We start from the raw sequence: 17383 nt of genomic DNA, 5'->3' as shown, positions 1-17383 counted from the left end.
GAGGGTAGAGTCATGGATAGAAAAGTATCAAAAGCCATTTTTCCCGTCGCGGGGCTTGGCACGCGGTTTCTACCGGCGACAAAATCCGTACCCAAGGAAATCATGACCTTGGTCGACCGCCCGTTGATTCAATATGCGATTGATGAGGCGCGCGCGGCTGGTATCGAAGACTTTATCTTTGTCACATCGCGCGGAAAGTCGGCACTTGAGGACTACTTTGACCTTGCCCCTGATCTGGAAGCCGCATTGGAAGCTTCGGGAAAAACCAAGCTTTTGGAAATCCTGCGCAGTACCAACATGGAAAGCGGCACGATCGCCTATCTGCGCCAGCACAAGGCGCTGGGCCTTGGTCATGCCGTGTCATGCGCACGCAAGCTGATCGGGGATGAGCCCTTTGCGGTTATTTTGCCCGACGATGTGATTGCAGCCGAAAAACCCTGTCTGCAGCAGATGGTCGAGGCTTATCAGGAAACCGGTGGCGCGATGGTGGCTGCGATGGAAGTTTCACCAGCGCAGACCGCATCTTACGGTGTGCTTGATATCGCAGCGCAAGACGGTCCGATTGTCAGGGCCAAGGGGATGGTGGAAAAACCCGCCGCGGGCACTGCACCATCCAATCTGGCGGTGATCGGCCGCTATATTCTGACGCCGCAGGTTCTTGCTAATTTTGATAAGATCGGGCGCGGTGCCGGTGGCGAAATCCAGTTGACAGATGCGATTGCCGAAGAGATCAGCGCGGGCCGCAATGTGTTCGGCTATCGCTTTGACGGGCAGCGCTATGATTGCGGGTCCAAGGCCGGTTTCCTGCAGGCGACCGTTGCCTTTGCACTTGCGCGCGAGGAGTTGCGTGATGAGTTCGCGGAATTTCTGGCGCAGATGCATGCAACAAAGCAGGCCGCACAGTAGGGCCGCAAATGGACCTTTGGCATGCGTATCGCCTGCGATGGAAGCGGCGGCGCTTCCTGTTTCGCATCTGGCGCAAGCGTCATGAAATTTCTGTTGCTGTAGATCGCACGGGCCAGATCCGGCCTGATGGGATCCTTTGCTTTGCGACCGTCCGGAATGAAATTGTCCGCCTGCCATATTTTCTGGACCACTACCGCAGACTTGGCGTCGATCACTTTCTGATCGTCGATAATGGCAGCGATGATGGTACGGCCGAGTATCTGGCCCGGCAGCCCGATGTATCAGTCTGGACAACCACGCAAAGCTATCGCCTTGCCCGTTTCGGCATGGATTGGCTGGGGTGGCTGCAATGGCATTACGGCAATGGCCATTGGTGTCTGACCGTCGATGCGGATGAACTCTTGATCTATCCAGATCATGAAACCCGCGATCTGAAAGCACTGACAACATGGCTGGACGGACAGGGTCACGCCTCTCTTGGCGCATTGTTGTTGGACCTCTACCCCAAAGGACCGCTTGAGGACGCGCCCTATGTGCCCGGCGACGATCCGACCAAGACTCTGGCATGGTTTGACGCCGATAATTATCGCCATCAGCTACACCATTATTACGGCAACCTGTGGATACAGGGCGGTGTCCGTGACCGCGTATTCTTTGCAAACGAACCTGCGCGCGCGCCAACGTTGAATAAAACGCCACTCGTGCGCTGGTCGTGGCGCTATGCCTATGTCAGTTCAACCCATCAGATATTGCCGACCCGCCTGCACGATGTTTTTGATTTTGAAGGTAACAGCAAAGCGAGCGGTGTCTTGCTCCACACCAAGTTCCTGCCGATGATCGGGGCAAAGTCTGCGGAAGAGCTTGAACGGGGGCAGCATTTTCAAAACACGGTACTTTATCAGGATTATCATCAGCACCTGACCGAAAATCCGGATTTCTGGTATGAAGGGTCCTGTCGGTATAATGGTGATGCGCAACTGACCGCACTGGGGCTGATGTCAAAGGGGCGCTGGGTCTGATATGCAGGCGGGAAAAAGACGAAACAGGGCACAGCTATTGTGAGCATTTTGACGTCATATCGTTTGCGGTGGCAGCGGAAACGCCTGCGCATGCGCGCGCTGCGTAAGGGGCGGGAACTTGTCGCGGTGTCGGACAGGACGAAAGATATCGCACCCAATGACGTCTTGCTTTTCTGCACCTTCCGCAACGAAGACATCCGCCTGCCATTTTTCTTTGATTACTACCGCAAGCTCGGGATCAATCATTTCCTGATGATCGACAACGGGAGCGAGGACGCAGGAAGCGATTTCGCCCGTGAACAGCCTGACGTGTCTTTGTGGCGTACCGATGCGCCTTACGGCGAGGCGCGCTATGGCGTTGATTGGCTGACATATTTGCAAGGCAAATACGGGCACGGGCATTGGGCGCTGACTGTCGATGTGGATGAGTTCTTTGTCTATCCGTTCTGCGACACACGGCCTATCCGCGCCTTGGCAGACTGGCTGGACGCGTCTGATGTCCGGTCCTTCGGTGCGATGTTGCTGGATATGTACCCCAAAGGACCGGTAGGGCAGACGACTTATCGGCGCGGCGATGATCCGTTTCAAACCGCCAACTGGTTCGATCCGGGCAATTATTTCATGACCCAGAACAAGCTGCTGAAAAACCTCTGGATACAGGGTGGACCGCGCGCGCGCAGTTTCTTTGCCAGCAAGCCAAAGCAGGCGCCGGCACTGAACAAAGTCCCTTTTGTGAAATGGCGGCGCCCCTATGCCTATGTCAGCTCGACCCATATGATGCTGCCGCGCGGATTGAACCTCGTTTACGATCAGCAGGGGGGGAAAAGACATCCGGTATCTTGCTGCACGCAAAATTCCTGAACACCTTCGGTGACCGTGCCGCTGAAGAGGCCACGCGCGCCGAGCACTACAAAGGCGGGCGCGAATATAAGACCTATGCAGAACGGCATGGTGCCGACCCGGATTTATGGTGCCAGTGGAGCGAGCAATACATCAACTGGCGACAGCTTGAGGTCTTGGGCCTGATGTCCAAGGGGAACTGGGCATGAGCTTGGGTGTCATTATGCTGGTCCACACAGCCTTTGACCGCGCCGAACAGATGGTGCGCCATTGGGCCGGAGCCGGTTGTCCCGTTGTTGTCCACGTCGACAGCAATGTGCCATCGCAGACCTATGACCGCTTTGTCGGGTCTTTGGCGGACCTGCCCGATGTCCGGTTTTGCGCACGGCACCGCTGCGAATGGGGCACTTGGGGGTTGGTGGCCGCATCCCAAGAAGCCGCGACGCTTTTGCTCGAAGAATTCCCGGAGGTTCAGCACGTGTTTCTGGCCTCTGGCGCCTGTCTTCCGTTGCGCCCGATTGCAGAGTTGCGGTGCTATCTGGATGCACACCCTGACACGGACTTCGTTGAAAGCGCGACAACAGCGGATGTTCCTTGGACAGTCGGTGGTCTGGATCGTGAACGTTTCACGCTGCGGTTTCCCTTTGCTTGGAAAAAGCACCGCAGACTGTTTGATGCCTTTGTGAAGTTGCAGCAGGCAGTTGGGTATAAACGCCGCATTCCAGAAGGTGTTGTGCCCCACATGGGTTCGCAGTGGTGGTGCCTGACACGTCAAACGCTTGACGCGATCTTGCGCGACCCGAACCGTGGGACTAATGACGCGTATTTCCGCAAGGTCTGGATCCCTGATGAAAGCTACTATCAGACCCTGGCGCGGTTTCATTCGCGCAAGATCGAAAGCCGCTCACTCACCCTTGCGAAGTTTGATTTTCAGGGCAAACCGCACATCTTTTTTGACGATCACGTTGAACTTTTGCAGCGCTCGAAGTGCTTTGTGGCGCGGAAAATCTGGCGAGATGCCGATCTTTTGTTCAATACCTTTCCGGCATCGGAAGATCCCCTGCGCCAAGCAGTAGAACCCAACTCGGGCACGGTAGACCGCGTTTTTGCACAAGCGGTTGACCGGCGTACATTGGGGCGGCAGGGCCTTTTTATGCAAAGCCGTTTTCCGAGCATCGACCGCCAAACCAGCATTGCAGCCGCCCCTTATGCAGTGTTGCAGGGCTTTGATGATATCTTCCCCGATTTCCAGTCATGGCTGACGCAGCAAACGGGTGCTGTGGTGCACGGGCATCTTTATGCAAAGGACCGTGCGCATTTTGCGGATGAGGCCGAGGTTTACCGCGGCTGCATGTCTGACAATGCGCGGCTTCGCGACTACAACGGCAAAATGTTCCTGAGCAATCTGATCTGGAACGGCCGCGACAGTCACCATTGCTTTCAGTTCGGCCCCGCCGATACCCAAGAGATCGGCTGGACCCTGGCTAAGGACACACAGGCCAGCATCTGGGTGGTGTCAGGGGCCTGGTCGATCCCGCTTTTCTGCTCTGGCCGCTCGGCGAGCGAGGTGCGGGCAGAGGCGGCGCGCCTGCAACGCATCGAGGATAAATTTCTCAAGGTGCTGCGATCCCCTGACGCGCGGGCGCGGATCAAGATCATGACATTGGCCCAGTTTATCGAAGCGCCAATGGTGGTGCTGCAAACGATCATTGACGAGATCGCGGGGCACCGTGGACTTGCCATCAAGGAGGCCCCCAAAATGCGCGATCTGACGGGTCTGCCGGATTATCTCCAAGAGCTGAAGAATCAGGGTATGCACCCCTTCCTGACCGGGGATATCACTGTTGGCAACGCACCAGCGGCCAAACCGGTGGCGCGGCGCAAACCCTATGTGATTAGCGGGAAATGAGTAGGTTCGACTATTTCATTTTGCTGGCGGAAATGCGGACCGGGTCCAACCTTCTGGAGGCCAACATCAATATGCTTGATGGCGTCACCTGCCACGGTGAGGCATTCAACCCGTCTTTTGTAGGCTATCCCAAGACTGACGCTCTGCTTGGCATTGACAGGGTTGCCCGCGAAAAAGATCCCTTTGCCTTGCTCGGGAAGATCAAGGAAAGCGACACTTTGGCGGGATTTCGTTTCTTTCACGACCATGATCCGCGCATTCTGAATACCTGTATTGAGGATCCGCGCTGCGCGAAGATTATCCTGACACGCAATCCGCTGGATAGCTTCGTCAGCTGGAAAATTGCGCAGACGACGGGGCAGTGGAAACTGACAAATGCCACGCATTCGAAATCGACATCTATCACATTTGATCCGGCCGCGTTCGAGGCACATCTTGAAGCAATTCAGAGCTTTCAGGTGCGGATCCAAAGGGCGCTCCAGACCAGCGGGCAAACCGCGTTCTATATCAGCTATGACGACCTCCGTGATCTGGACGTACTGAACGGGTTGGCGCAATTTCTTGGCTGCGATGCGCGGTTGTCGAATGTGAACAAAAAGCTCAAAAAGCAGAACCCCGCGCCTCTTGAGGAACGGGTAAGTAACTATGATGAGATGACATCTGCCTTGGCGCGCCTTGATCGCTTTGATCTGGGGCGGACCCCGCATTTTGAACCGAACCGTGGTCCTGCGATCCCGACTTATGTGGCTGCACCGCAGTCGGGTGTTTTATATATGCCGTTGCGGTCCGGTCCGGACAAAGCCGTGCGGCAATGGCTGGCCGATCTGGATCATGCGCAGCCCGAGGCGCTGATCCGGAAGTTCACGCAAAAGTCGCTGCGGATGTGGCAGGAGACCCATGAAACACACCGCAGCTTTGCGGTGTTGCGGCATCCGCTTGCCCGTGCACATGCTGCGTTTTGTGACCGGATTTTGCTTGATGGTCCGCAAAGCCTGCCGGAAATTCGTGCGAACCTGATCAGGGTGCATAAGCTTGCGCTGCCTCAGGTGGCGCCGGACCTTGCTGACCCCGGCACCTATTCGGACGCGGATCACCGGCGTGCCTTCGGAGGTTTTCTGGATTTCCTCAAAACAAACCTCGCAGGACAGACCAGCATTCGCGTTGATCCGTCATGGGCCAGCCAACTGACGCTCTTGCAAGGTATGGCGCAGTTCGCCTTGCCGGATCATATCTTGCGCGAGGAAACACTGGCCGAAGACCTTGGCTTTGTGGCGCGGCAGGTCGGTCTGGCGCAATCACCGAAGCTGGGGGACACGGCGCATCGGTGGGAAGGGCGGCTCGCGGCGATTTATGATCCTGCGCTCGAAGCGGCAGCGCGCGACGCATATGCGCGCGACTATGCGGCTTTCGGGTTTGGAAACTGGCGCTAGGCTGCCTGCGTCGATTCGACCGCAGTCAGGATTGTATGTAGCGTATTGGCATCCTGATTGGCGCGGAGTTTAGCGCAAACCGACGTATTGCGCAGCGTGCGTGAGACCAATGCCAGCGCCTTGAGGTGTTCAACACCTGCATCCTCGGGGGCGATCAACGCGAAAACAAGGTCCACAGGCTGACGGTCAACCGCATCGAAATCCAACGGCTTTTCAAGACGCAGGAACAGGCCAAAAACACTTTTGGCCTCTGCCATGCGCGCATGAGGCAGCGCGATACCTTGGCCCACACCTGTTGGCCCAAGGTTTTCGCGATCCATCAATGCTTCGATCACGCTGGACGCGCTGATGCCATAGCTGGCTTCAGCAAGTTCGCCCAGATCGTGAAAGAGACGCTTCTTGCTGGTGCAAGATGAAATAGTCTTTACAGCACTCGCCTTCAGAATATCGCCAAGTTGCATTGATTGCGTCTCTCAATTGATATGTTGGTCTAACCCGAGTTACGTGGGTCGATCCATCCGATGTTTCCGTCGTCCCGCCGATAAACGACGTTCACCCCGTTATGTTTCTCGTTCCGGAAAACCAATACCGGAGCACTGGCGATTTCCATCTGCATGACCGCCTCACCGACAGACAGTGATGGAATTTTCGTCTCCATCTCGGCAACGATCATTGCATTGACCGAGTCTTGCCCATCCTCATCAGACTCTTCTCTTGATTCGAGGATATATGATCCGGCGTCCGAAAGTTCAACTGGCTGTGATCGTTCCTTGTGGTGATCCTTCAGACGGCGTTTATAGCGCCGCAGCTGTTTGTCCATTTTCTCGGCACTTGCATCAAAAGCGGCGTAAATCTCGTTCGCTTTGCCCGTTGCCTGCGCGTTGAGACCGGTTGAAAGATGCACCACGGATTCACAGACATATTCGTGGCCTGATTTTGAAAACACGACATAAGCCTCAGTTGGGCGCCCGGCATATTTGCTCAGAATTTCTGCCAACTCAGTCTGCACATGAGTTTGTAGCGCTGCGCCAATGTCGATTTGTTTTCCACTGATTTGGTAACGCATCGTATCTCCTTTATTGGATCATAACAGAACAAGGATCTTTGCCGATTTTGCGGCAAACCAAAGCAAAGTTATATGAGTGGATCACGATAACACCCCGTTATCGTTAACCTTATCCACATCGGTCGGCGGTTGGCCGGCATACATGCGGGGAAAGAAAACGGGTTTGTCATCACCTCTATTTGGCGATGAATCGTGCTCAGTTGTCAATGATGCAAAGATTAACGGCGCAAAAGAATCAGTTTACGCGGAAGTTGTTCCCAAGATAGACGCGGCGGACGTTTTCGTCCTGGATCACCTCTTGGGTGGTGCCGCTCATCAGGACTTTGCCATCGTGCAGGATATAGGCGCGGTCAACGATCTGAAGCGTCTCCTGCACGTTATGGTCTGTGATCAAAACGCCGATGCCGCGGTTCTTGAGGTCTGCCACCAGATGCCGGATTTCGCCAACTGCGATCGGGTCAACGCCGGCAAAAGGTTCGTCCAGCAGGACATATTTGGGCCCGGCGGCAAGGCAGCGCGCGATCTCGACCCGCCGGCGTTCACCACCCGAAAGTGCCATCGCCGAGGCGCGGCGCAGGTGTTCGATCGAGAATTCGGACAAGAGTTCTTCCAGCCGCTCTCTGCGGCGGTGTTTGTCGGGAACCGCGATTTCAAGGATCGACATGATGTTGTCCTCGACCGACATGCCGCGAAAGATCGACATTTCCTGTGGCAGATACCCTATCCCAAGCTGGGCTCGACGGTACATTGGCAGGGTCGTCACATCACGGCCATCAATAATCACGCGGCCGCCCTCGGGGGTAACCAACCCTGCAATTGAATAAAAGCAGGTCGTTTTTCCCGAACCATTCGGACCAAGCAAGGCCACGACTTCACCCCGCCCAAGGTCAATGCTTACATCGCGGATCACCGGCCGCTTGCGATAGCTCTTGCGTAGATTGACGATGTGCAGCCCGACGTCACCTTCCTTGATGCTGAGTTGAGGCGCTTCAGGCATCAGTTGCCACCTTGTTGAAGAACGGTGCGTACCCGCCCTTCCATTGTGGCGGTACCATCCGTGACATTGATCGTCATCTGCCCTGCTGAAATTGCGCTGGGCCCCTGCGTCAACAGCACATCGCCTGTCATCACCAAAAGGCCGCTGGCAATGTCATAATCGGCCTGCTGCGCTTCCGCGGCTTCATCGGCGGTCACAAAGGTCACGCCTTCAGATGCAAGAAGGCGCGCGATTTCCGAAGTATCCGCACCATAGATCACCTCGACGCGGCCTGCCGTCAGGCGCAGATCGCCCTGCACGATCATCACGTTTCCATCAAAGACGGCGGTGCCGCTGGCCTGATCAATCGAAAGACTATCGGCGGTCAACTCGACGGCCGCGCTTGTATCAACCTCCATGCCACCCAGATTGATGTTGGTCTGGGCATAGGCAGTTGCCGGCACGGTCAGAGAAAGAGCTGCGCAAAATGCGATCTGTTTCAGCATAGATGCAGTGTCCTTCATCACGGTGTTTGCGGGTTATATAGCAGGCGGACGCCGTCAGTGAACAGTATCTCCTGTGCTTTGCCGTCTACAGCCGACTGAAATGTGACTTTTCCGGCGGTCAGGTCCCCGAACGGGGCGCGGATTTCCAACAGGCCGTCAGATGTAATGCGTCCTGTCGAAAGTTCTGCGATCAATCCGTTGGTTTCCATTTGATACCCGTCCGACGTGATCAGCCTTGCAAGGCCGAGAAAGCGGGCGATCTGGCCGCGCCCGTCAACCTCGCCCTCAGTCGCAGTCACTTCAACGCTGCTGCCATCTGCGTTGTCCATGCGCAGACGCATATCATTGATGCTCATGGTGTCGGGGCGGTCCGTATCGGGTCGCGCCGTTGCCGCCGATATGACGATCACGGCGCCATCGTCGGTCACACCGGAAAACTCTGGCGCAGAGACGCGCTGTTCGCGGGCAATCGCTTCGACAGTTGCGACGGTGATGTCGTCCTGATCCGGTGTTGAGCGTGCAAAAAGGAACAATGTCGATAGCAGTGCCAAAGCCCCGAGCGGGAGGATAATCTTCGCCCATCCAACAAGCTGGGAATAGAGATGTTCGGACGGGCCCAAGGCTAGACAATCCCGGCGCGCAGGCAGTCGTGAATATGCAGGAACCCTGACACTTTGCCGTCACCGTTTGGATCAACCGCGAACAGGCAGGTAATCTTCTTTGCGTTCATCATGGCGACAGCTTCTTCTGCCAGTGCGGCGGGTGCGACTGTTGCAGGGTGCGCGGTCATGACTTCACCCGCTGTGTGATCCAGCAGGCCTGCCATATGTCGCCGCAGGTCCCCGTCCGTGACGATCCCGATCAGGCGCTTGTCACGATCCACAACACCAACAACGCCAAACCCTTTTTGGCTGATCTCCAAAAGCGCCTCGCTCATCGGGGTTTCCGCCGCGACCAGAGGGACAGTGCTATCAACATGCATCAGGTCCGAGACCTTGGACAATTGCGCGCCCAGTTTGCCACCGGGGTGGAATTCACGGAAGTTTTCCGGCGTGAAATCGCGGTGTTCCATCAACGCGACTGCAAGGGCATCGCCCAGCGCAAGCGTCATGGTGGTTGATGTTGTGGGCACAACACCGGTGCCGCAGGCCTCTTTCAGGGCGGGCAAAACGATGGCGACATCGGCGCGTTGCAAAAGCGTGCTTTCCGGCCTGCTGGCGACACCGATCATCGGGATGCCAAAGCGCCGCGTATAGGCCACAAGATCGGCGAGTTCGGGTGTTTCACCTGAATTGGACAGCACCAGCACAACATCACCGCGCGTCATCATGCCCAGATCACCGTGGCTTGCCTCGGCGGGGTGTACGAAATGTGCGGGCGTGCCGGTGCTGGCGAAGGTTGCGGCGATCTTGCGGGCGATATGCCCTGATTTCCCCATGCCTGAGACGATCACGCGCCCCTTGGCATTCAACAAAAGCGCAACGGCCTCGCCAAAGCTCTCGCTCAACCCGTCGGCCAGAATGGTCAGCGCATCAGCCTCTTGCGTGATAACGCGCCGCGCTGTGGCAAGGAATTTCTGATGATCGGCCATCAGTGCGAAAAGATGTCGAGTTCGGGCCAACCCGACAAGTCAAGTCTGGCACGTGTTGGCAGGAAATCGAAACAGGCCTGCGCGATTTCGGTGCGCCCTTCACGGGCCAGCAGGATATCGAATTTTTCCTTCAGTTGGTGCAGATAAAGGACATCTGAGGCGGCGTAATCAAGTTGCGCCTCGGTCAATGTGGGCGCGCCCCAATCGCTTTGCTGTTGGTGCTTTGAGATGTCGACGCCAACCATATCCTGCAACAGAACCTTGAGTCCGTGACGATCTGTATAGGTGCGCACCAGCTTTGATGCGATTTTAGTACAGTAAACGGGGGCCGCTAAAGCGCCAAAGGCGTTCAAGAGGGCGGCGATGTCAAAGCGGCCAAAGTGGAAGAGTTTGAGCACATCGGGGTTTTCCAGCATTGCACAAAGATTGGGTGCAGCGGTCTGGCCAAGGGTGACCTGAACAAGATGGCAGTCCCCGTCGCCTCCGGACATCTGGATCAGGCACAGCCGGTCACGATGCGGGTTCAATCCCATCGTTTCGCAGTCAATTGCGACAATCGGGCCCAGATCAAGCCCGTCCGGCAGATCGTTCTTGTAAAGGTGGTTGGCCATGTATTGCCCTTTTCTGGTCAGCCTGCTGTGGGTCAAATACGGATTGTGCGGCTAATCCTCAAGGGCTTCATGCGATCCTCGCGATTTCGGGCCCTGCTTTCAGTTTGCTTTTGGCATTGGCAGAAAGCCAGGTTGTAAACGCTGCGGGTGGCATCGGCCTCCCAAAGCCATAGCCTTGTCCGATACCGCACCCTCGCTCGCTGAGATGTATTGCTTGTGCGTTTTCCTCAACACCTTCGGCAACGACATGCAGCCCGAGTTCGGCGGCAAGTGCCAGAATTGCGCGCACGACACTGTCCGCGGCCTGATCCGGCAGCGGGGTAATCAGCGACCGGTCAAGCTTGAGTCCCGCCAATGGCAGCTGTGTCAGTTTTGAAAGCGACGCATAGCCGGTTCCGAAATCATCGAGTTCGAGTGAGATTCCACACTCTGCAAGGCTGTCTATGTTGATCGATGCGAGATCATCCTTGCCATTGATCAAGGTCGTTTCAAGCACCTCGATCACGACCTGATCCGCATCAAGGCCGGAATGGTGGAGCGTGCGCAGAAACCGTTCGATCAGATAGGGATCGGAAATGGTGTCTGGTGCTGCGTTCAATGAGATAAGAGGCCGCCAAACTTTTTCATCTTGCCAACCGCGCGCCAGATCCATGGCCGATTTCCAGACAGCGTGGTCAAGATCAATCATCATGCCGGCACGTTCAGCGGCAGGCAGAAAGATGTCGGGGGTGAGTAGTCCGCGGGTGGGGTGCCGCCAGCGCACCAGGACTTCGGCACCATGTAGCCTCCCGTCTGAAAGGCGCACTTGTGGCTGAAACCACGGTTCGAGTTCGCCGTTCCGGATTGCATCCGGCAGGTCCAGTTGCAGTTGTTGCATCATGCCAAGATCATCCCGCAGATGCTGGGTAAAGGCCTGTGCCTTCTTCCCACCCGTGTTCTTGGCAAACTGAAGTGCGATCTCTGCATCGGCCAGTAAATCATGTGTTTGACTGCCACAGCCATCAATCGTGAGGTATCCGATGCTGGCTTTAACCGGAATGCGCCGCCCTGATATTTCAAAGGGTTCATTCAATGATGCGAAAATCCGTTTAATGAGGTATTCGCTTGCTTCGTTGGAGAGGAGAACAAATTCGTCGCCTCCGACATGTGCAACCAGATGCTCAGAATCGACACAGCTCTTCAATGCATTGCTCACAGCGATCAAAAGCGCGTCACCATAATCGTGGCCGATTGTGTCGTTGATCGACTTAAAGTCATCAAGACCGACGAGCAGTAGGCTCCATTCATCGGTCCGTTTGTCAAACTTGATACCGTCAAGATACTCGATCAGAGAGCGGCGGTTTGGCAAACCGGTCAACGGGTCATGCCGCACTATATGTTCCAGTTGCGCATTCATTTTCTTCAGCTTCTCTTGGGATGTGCGCAGCTCGTTGGTGGTCTTTCGCATCGACTTTAAGCTGGACACCACGGATATCTGCGCAGGTCGGAAGATGAAAAGCGCTTCTGCAAGCAAGACAAGACCAGATGCCAGAAGCATGGCTTTCTGTTGGATCTGGAAGCGGGTTGCCTCGGCCTTGAACCTTGCGCTGATGACGCGTGACACTTCAAGCAGATCGTCGTTCAGGCCGCTTCGCTGGTAGACCTGCTTAAGGCGAAGGTTCAGACCGAAACGCCGATCAGGAGGCGCCGCTGCAAATTCTTTGGCGACAGCCAAGAACGATATCGTTTTCTGATGCAGGGGCTGGGTTGCGTTGACAAGGTTGTCGTCAAAAAGGTGCCAGCTGGGTTGTGATGCCCGCAAGTCGGCATAGACGGCTTCATAATTCAGCACGGCATAATCGAATTCGGCAAGATCCGCAGCATTGGCGCCAACCAATCCGTCGGATATCGCGATGATGTCTTGGGCGGCCAGAACTTGACCATTGCTGCGTTTGATGGCCTGCGCCGCTAATAGGCCCCGATCGACCATGGCACGGTTCTGGACATAGCTGAAGATGATGAGACACAGGACAATCATGAGCGCTAAGCAGTAGTGCGCCCAAAGCCTCTCGGGCTTGCGTAATAAGAAGGGCCGCCTGACTACCTCAAGCGGTTTGGATTTCCAGCGCATTTTTCATCCCTGCAGCGTTGTCTGCCGAGTATGCGCCGAGAGTCCTTAAGCAAGCGTTGCGCTTTTTAATCAAACGAGAGAGCAGCCGCCAGTTTGTGATAGAGCGCGGTATAGTCGTCGCGCACTGCAACAGGCGGGCGCAACCTGATCTGAAGGCTTCCTGCCAATCCAGGATCCTGTTTTCCAAAGTATTTATCGGCCTCTGCCTGTGTGAACCCGGCGATCTGGATCGCCTCGAGCCAAGCAGAGAGCTTATCGGCTTTCTTGATCTGCCTCTTAACTGGGACAGGAATTTGCGCGGGCAGGCCGAACCGAAGATGGATCGCTGCAGTCAAGCGGTCATCCAGAAGACCGTAATCCGGACCAACAGCCGCCTTGACCGGGCTAATCATGTCGCCAATGACGTATTCTGGTGCATCGTGCAGCAGAGCCGCCAGCTGCCATTTGACCGGTGCTTTCGGTTGCTGACGTGTGAAGATTTCAGTGACCAAGAGCGAATGTTCGGCCACCGAATAGGCAAAGTCACCTTTTGTCTGTCCGTTCCAGCGCGCCACAAAGGCAAGACCATGGGCGATATCCTCAATCTCGATATCAACAGGTGTCGGATCCAGAAGATCGAGCCTGCGTCCGGACAACATTCGCTGCCATGCGCGGGGTTGGGCTTTGGGCATAGTGGCTCCTTGGTTCAGCAACTTCTGACATACTGGGGTGTCTGCAGATCGTAAACCATGGTGTGGTTTGCATCACCCGTCTTGGCATGAACTTTCCTGCCTTTAAGTGTTCGTAAGTGATTGTCACTTAGGCGCGACACTGCTGCCATTGTCGCAGGGGGAAACCCCTGCTATCAGCGCTTCAAATTGATTAACGCCCGCCGAGGAGGCAGTAATGAAAGATTATATTGTCAAGGACATCGCCCTTGCAGAATTTGGCCGCAAAGAGCTTGATATTGCGGAAACAGAAATGCCGGGTCTGATGGCGCTGCGCGAAGAGTATGGCGACAAGAAGCCTCTCAAAGGTGCGCGCATTGTGGGGTCGCTCCACATGACGATCCAGACTGCGGTTCTGATCGAAACACTGGTTGAGCTAGGTGCCGACGTGCGCTGGGCGTCATGCAACATCTTTTCAACCCAGGATCACGCTGCCGCGGCAATTGCGGCGGGCGGCACGCCGGTTTTTGCAATCAAAGGGCAGTCGCTGGAAGAGCATTGGGACTATCTGGATAAGTCCTTCATGTTCCCGGAAGGCGCCAACATGATCCTTGATGATGGCGGCGACGCCACGCTCTATGTTCTGCTGGGCGCACGTGCCGAAGCGGGCGAAGAGATCATCCCTGTGCCCCAGTCCGAAGAAGAAGCGGTGATCAAGGCACAGATCGCCAAACGTATGGCGGCTAGCCCAGGCTGGTTCACCAAAACGCGCGACGCGATCAAGGGCGTGTCCGAGGAAACAACAACAGGTGTTCACCGCCTTTATGATCTGCACAAGAATGGCCAGTTGCCTTTCCCTGCGATCAACGTGAACGACAGTGTCACCAAGTCCAAGTTCGACAATAAATACGGCTGTAAGGAATCACTGGTTGACGGTATCCGCCGCGCCACTGACACGATGATGGCCGGTAAGGTTGCCGTTGTCTGCGGTTATGGCGATGTGGGCAAAGGCTCTGCCGCGTCATTGGCCGGTGCCGGTGCCCGCGTGAAGGTGACGGAAGTGGACCCGATTTGCGCATTGCAGGCCGCAATGGACGGTTTTGAAGTCGTTGTGCTTGAGGATGTGCTGGACAGCGCAGACATCTTTATCACCACAACCGGCAACAAAGACGTGATCCGCATCGAGCACATGCGCGAGATGAAGGATATGGCGATTGTCGGCAACATCGGCCACTTCGACAACGAAATTCAGGTCGCGGCGCTCAAGAACCACAAGTGGACGAACATCAAAGAACAGGTGGACATGATCGAGATGCCATCCGGCAACCGTCTGATCCTGCTTTCCGAGGGCCGTTTGCTGAACCTTGGCAACGCCACCGGCCACCCGTCTTTCGTGATGTCCGCGTCCTTCACCAACCAGGTGCTGGCGCAGATGGAACTTTGGAACAACGGCGATGCCTACGAAGTTGGCGTGCACATCCTGCCCAAGCGTCTTGATGAAAAGGTCGCACGCCTGCACCTTGCTCGGATCGGTGTGAAACTGACCGAGCTGAAGAAAGAGCAGGCGGACTATATCGGCGTCACCGTCGAAGGCCCGTTCAAGCCCGAACACTACCGGTACTAACCCTTTATGCGGCATGCCAAACGTCAGCAAATGGCGCAGCAGGCCGCGCAAAGGCATGAAAAGAAGAAGCAACGCAGCTGGGCCCTGATAAGCGGTCTGGCTGCGTTTTTCTTTGCGGGGGCGCTGGCCTTTGGCGGGTATCAGGCGCTGGTCCATCCCGAGACACCCCTGCCGCGCGAATGGAACCCGACGGTGCCGTTGCAGATCAGCGATCCGGTGACGCCGCTCACAGGATGGAAGCTCAATCGTGCAGCAGCGGATCAGGCGCAATGCCTTGCAGCCTTGGACGGTTTCGCCAGCTTGCAACCGCTTGATCCGCTCGAGGAGAGTGATCAGTGCTTTATCCGTGACCGCGTTGATCTGCGGGGCGTGGGGGATGCACGGCTGGTATCGATTGAAACGCGTTGCGCGATCGCCTTGCGGCTGGCGATGTGGGAAACGCATAGCGTACAGCCCGCCGCAGCAGAATTTCTGCAGACATCTGTCACCGCCATTGACCATATCGGTAGCTACAACTGTCGCACAATCCGCACTGGAAATGGTTCGTCCACGCGGATGAGCACGCATGCGACTGCGGATGCAATTGATATTGCGGGGTTTCAACTGGCCGATGGCGGGCAGGTCAGGCTGTTGGCGGACTGGGAACCACCCGGCCGCAAGGGTGATTTTCTACGCGCGGTGCGGGATGGCGCGTGCGACTGGTTCAGCCTGACACTCTCACCTGACTACAACCGTCTGCATGCTGATCACTTTCATCTGCAATCGCGCGGATGGGGCTTGTGCCGCTAAAAAAATTGGCGCGAGGTGCCCCTCGCGCCAGTCTTGGAAATGCTCTGTGAGGCCGGATTAGAAGTTAAAGCCGACGCGCAGACGCAGCGTGGTTACATCCACCTCGAGGTCGTCATCTTCAAAGTTGTGGAACAGCAGTTCGCTACCGATCAACAGATTTTCGGACAGCTTCATGTCATAGCCGGCACCGACGAGAACGCCGCGACCGTCTTTGACTTCATTGGATGTCGCGCCAACAGCACCGACCACACCGTAAGCGAGACCGTTGCCAATGGGCGCACCGATGCGCGCCTTCAAGCGTGCTGTGCTTTCAACCTTCACTGCGCCATCTGCGATTTCGTAATTTGTGCCATCCAGATCAAATTCACCACCATAGACAATATTGCCCATTTGATAATTATAGCCCGCGAAGAAGCCAACGGATGAGCCGTCACCTTCGAGTTCGGCATCAGCAGCTTTTACCGTTGCGGTAATGTCTGAACCGCCGACGGTGAGACCACCATAGGCGCCGGTCCAATCCTGGGCCTGTGCCATAGCAGGTGCCAATGCGATTGCAGTGACGATGAGAAACTTATTTACTGACATAGTTGCGTCCTTGTTTGCTTGGGTTCCAAAGTTTTGGTGCAACAGTCACGTACCGGTCTGAGATCAAGTTTCAGCGCTCACACCGCTGTGATCACTCGTGATCCAGCGTTAAACAGCAATAGGGTGGTAAAACCCCGCCGATCGCGGGCTTTTTTCTTTACCAAAGTGGCGCAGTCCCGTTAACTTACGCGCATGGCTGCGACTTTGGCCGATTTTTAGAAACAAAAGACAACATCGGGGACAATCTCATGGGTAAAAGAGACGATTTGATTGCGAAGTATGCGGATGATTTGAAAAATAAATGTGGCATGACGCCAGATATGGACCTACTGACAAAGGTGACCATCGGTTGCGGCCCTGCAATCTACAACGCTGACGCCTCGACTGTTGCCGGTAGCCAGCCTGCCGAACTCGAAACGGTGAAGAACAACTTCCTTGTGAAGAAACTTGGCCTGAAAGACAGCCCCGAGCTTGATGCGGCCATCGCTTCTGTCCTCGATACCTACGGCCAGTCCGAGCGCAACAAATACCGTGCCGTTGTCTATTACATGCTGACCAAACACTTCGGCAAAGAAGCCGTCTACGGCTAGAAAACACGATTATTCGAAACGGAACGCCTGCCGCTTTGGCGGGCGTTCTGCGTTATGCTGTCGCATATCAGGCCCATTTGAAATGTTTTTGAGACGCTAATTTGTTGCGTGGCCCTATGATCAAACGCTAACAGCGATGTAGGCCAGAATGGCCGAACCGGAATCAATTGCGTGTGGTGGATGT

At 55.8% G+C, this 17383-nt stretch carries 17 protein-coding genes and 1 pseudogene; 8 read left to right on the top strand and 10 right to left on the bottom strand.

Annotated features, from left to right (window positions below):
* Positions 1-12: 12 nt before the first annotated feature.
* The 5 genes and pseudogenes from SJY29_RS15300 (at position 13) to SJY29_RS15280 (ending at position 6104) form a co-directional block, all read left to right on the top strand.
* Positions 13-906, top strand: a complete 894-nt coding sequence (locus tag SJY29_RS15300; protein ID WP_110277709.1) for a UTP--glucose-1-phosphate uridylyltransferase — start codon at positions 13-15, stop codon at positions 904-906.
* Positions 907-914: 8 nt separating this feature from the next.
* Entirely contained in the window at positions 915-1925 is a 1011-nt protein-coding gene (locus SJY29_RS15295; RefSeq protein ID WP_400084475.1) for a glycosyltransferase family 2 protein, read from the top strand.
* Between the two features lie 90 nt (positions 1926-2015).
* Positions 2016-2974, top strand: a pseudogene (locus SJY29_RS15290) (glycosyltransferase family 2 protein).
* Positions 2971-4674, top strand: coding sequence for a beta-1,6-N-acetylglucosaminyltransferase (locus SJY29_RS15285; RefSeq protein ID WP_400084472.1), 1704 nt, complete (start codon positions 2971-2973; stop codon positions 4672-4674). Before SJY29_RS15290 ends, SJY29_RS15285 begins: the two are co-directional and overlap by 4 nt.
* Positions 4671-6104 (top strand): sulfotransferase family 2 domain-containing protein, encoded by a 1434-nt coding sequence (locus tag SJY29_RS15280; protein ID WP_400084469.1) that lies wholly within the window; start codon positions 4671-4673, stop codon positions 6102-6104. Before SJY29_RS15285 ends, SJY29_RS15280 begins: the two co-directional genes overlap by 4 nt.
* Here SJY29_RS15280 and SJY29_RS15275 read toward each other — a convergent pair.
* The 9 genes from SJY29_RS15275 to SJY29_RS15235 form a co-directional block, all read right to left on the bottom strand.
* Complete coding sequence (locus tag SJY29_RS15275) at positions 6101-6565, bottom strand: PTS sugar transporter subunit IIA (protein ID WP_400084466.1); 465 nt, start codon at positions 6563-6565, stop codon at positions 6101-6103. The genes SJY29_RS15280 and SJY29_RS15275 overlap by 4 nt on opposite strands.
* A gap of 29 nt (positions 6566-6594) precedes the next feature.
* Positions 6595-7170, bottom strand: coding sequence for a ribosome hibernation-promoting factor, HPF/YfiA family (hpf, locus tag SJY29_RS15270; RefSeq protein WP_110277704.1), 576 nt, complete (start codon positions 7168-7170; stop codon positions 6595-6597).
* Between the two features lie 235 nt (positions 7171-7405).
* Positions 7406-8167 (bottom strand): LPS export ABC transporter ATP-binding protein, encoded by a 762-nt coding sequence (lptB, locus tag SJY29_RS15265; protein ID WP_400084462.1) that lies wholly within the window; start codon positions 8165-8167, stop codon positions 7406-7408.
* Positions 8167-8652, bottom strand: a complete 486-nt coding sequence (locus SJY29_RS15260) for an LptA/OstA family protein (RefSeq protein WP_400084459.1) — start codon at positions 8650-8652, stop codon at positions 8167-8169. The genes lptB and SJY29_RS15260 overlap by 1 nt, the downstream gene beginning before the upstream one ends.
* 17 nt (positions 8653-8669) lie before the next feature.
* On the bottom strand, positions 8670-9272 hold the full coding sequence (locus SJY29_RS15255; RefSeq protein ID WP_400084456.1) for a hypothetical protein: 603 nt from the start codon (positions 9270-9272) through the stop codon (positions 8670-8672).
* A gap of 2 nt (positions 9273-9274) precedes the next feature.
* Entirely contained in the window at positions 9275-10243 is a 969-nt protein-coding gene (locus tag SJY29_RS15250) for an SIS domain-containing protein (protein ID WP_400084453.1), read from the bottom strand.
* Positions 10243-10854 (bottom strand): ribonuclease D, encoded by a 612-nt coding sequence (locus SJY29_RS15245; RefSeq protein ID WP_400084450.1) that lies wholly within the window; start codon positions 10852-10854, stop codon positions 10243-10245. The genes SJY29_RS15250 and SJY29_RS15245 overlap by 1 nt, the downstream gene beginning before the upstream one ends.
* Positions 10855-10921: 67 nt before the next feature.
* Entirely contained in the window at positions 10922-12964 is a 2043-nt protein-coding gene (locus SJY29_RS15240) for a putative bifunctional diguanylate cyclase/phosphodiesterase (RefSeq protein WP_400084447.1), read from the bottom strand.
* A 65-nt stretch (positions 12965-13029) separates the two neighbouring features.
* Positions 13030-13635 carry an HD domain-containing protein gene (locus SJY29_RS15235; RefSeq protein WP_400084444.1) on the bottom strand — a complete coding sequence of 202 codons (606 nt, stop codon included), beginning with the start codon at positions 13633-13635 and terminating at the stop codon, positions 13030-13032.
* Between the two features lie 214 nt (positions 13636-13849).
* Here SJY29_RS15235 and ahcY point away from each other — a divergent pair, with 214 nt between their 5' ends.
* Positions 13850-15235, top strand: a complete 1386-nt coding sequence (gene ahcY, locus SJY29_RS15230) for an adenosylhomocysteinase (RefSeq protein WP_400084441.1) — start codon at positions 13850-13852, stop codon at positions 15233-15235.
* A gap of 6 nt (positions 15236-15241) precedes the next feature.
* Entirely contained in the window at positions 15242-16024 is a 783-nt protein-coding gene (locus SJY29_RS15225) for an extensin family protein (protein WP_400084438.1), read from the top strand.
* A gap of 57 nt (positions 16025-16081) precedes the next feature.
* Here SJY29_RS15225 and SJY29_RS15220 read toward each other — a convergent pair whose 3' ends face one another.
* A complete protein-coding gene (locus tag SJY29_RS15220; RefSeq protein WP_110277696.1) occupies positions 16082-16609 on the bottom strand; it encodes an outer membrane protein in 528 nt (175 codons plus the stop codon).
* 248 nt (positions 16610-16857) lie between these two features.
* Between SJY29_RS15220 and SJY29_RS15215 the strand changes: the two genes are divergently transcribed.
* The gene (locus SJY29_RS15215; protein WP_400084434.1) at positions 16858-17199 is read left to right on the top strand and encodes a DUF2853 family protein; all 342 of its coding nucleotides are present in this window, start codon (positions 16858-16860) and stop codon (positions 17197-17199) included.
* The last annotated feature ends 184 nt before the right edge of the window (positions 17200-17383 follow it).

This window comes from Yoonia sp. R78084, from assembly GCF_044595625.1.
Taxonomy (GTDB): Bacteria; Pseudomonadota; Alphaproteobacteria; order Rhodobacterales; family Rhodobacteraceae; genus Yoonia.
The sequence above is the reverse complement of the archived record's forward strand: the minus strand, read 5'-3'. Positions and strand labels throughout refer to the sequence as shown.

Coding starts and splice junctions, on each gene's coding strand:
- SJY29_RS15215 (WP_400084434.1), top strand. CDS start 16,858: ATGGGTAAAAGAGACGATTTGATTGCGAAGTATGCGGATGATTTGAAA.
- SJY29_RS15250 (WP_400084453.1), bottom strand. CDS start 10,243: ATGGCCGATCATCAGAAATTCCTTGCCACAGCGCGGCGCGTTATCACG.
- SJY29_RS15260 (WP_400084459.1), bottom strand. CDS start 8,652: ATGCTGAAACAGATCGCATTTTGCGCAGCTCTTTCTCTGACCGTGCCG.
- hpf (WP_110277704.1), bottom strand. CDS start 7,170: ATGCGTTACCAAATCAGTGGAAAACAAATCGACATTGGCGCAGCGCTA.
- ahcY (WP_400084441.1), top strand. CDS start 13,850: ATGAAAGATTATATTGTCAAGGACATCGCCCTTGCAGAATTTGGCCGC.
- SJY29_RS15245 (WP_400084450.1), bottom strand. CDS start 10,854: ATGGCCAACCACCTTTACAAGAACGATCTGCCGGACGGGCTTGATCTG.
- SJY29_RS15235 (WP_400084444.1), bottom strand. CDS start 13,635: ATGCCCAAAGCCCAACCCCGCGCATGGCAGCGAATGTTGTCCGGACGC.
- SJY29_RS15280 (WP_400084469.1), top strand. CDS start 4,671: ATGAGTAGGTTCGACTATTTCATTTTGCTGGCGGAAATGCGGACCGGG.
- SJY29_RS15225 (WP_400084438.1), top strand. CDS start 15,242: ATGCGGCATGCCAAACGTCAGCAAATGGCGCAGCAGGCCGCGCAAAGG.
- SJY29_RS15295 (WP_400084475.1), top strand. CDS start 915: ATGGACCTTTGGCATGCGTATCGCCTGCGATGGAAGCGGCGGCGCTTC.
- SJY29_RS15275 (WP_400084466.1), bottom strand. CDS start 6,565: ATGCAACTTGGCGATATTCTGAAGGCGAGTGCTGTAAAGACTATTTCA.
- SJY29_RS15285 (WP_400084472.1), top strand. CDS start 2,971: ATGAGCTTGGGTGTCATTATGCTGGTCCACACAGCCTTTGACCGCGCC.
- SJY29_RS15300 (WP_110277709.1), top strand. CDS start 13: ATGGATAGAAAAGTATCAAAAGCCATTTTTCCCGTCGCGGGGCTTGGC.
- SJY29_RS15240 (WP_400084447.1), bottom strand. CDS start 12,964: ATGCGCTGGAAATCCAAACCGCTTGAGGTAGTCAGGCGGCCCTTCTTA.
- SJY29_RS15220 (WP_110277696.1), bottom strand. CDS start 16,609: ATGTCAGTAAATAAGTTTCTCATCGTCACTGCAATCGCATTGGCACCT.
- lptB (WP_400084462.1), bottom strand. CDS start 8,167: ATGCCTGAAGCGCCTCAACTCAGCATCAAGGAAGGTGACGTCGGGCTG.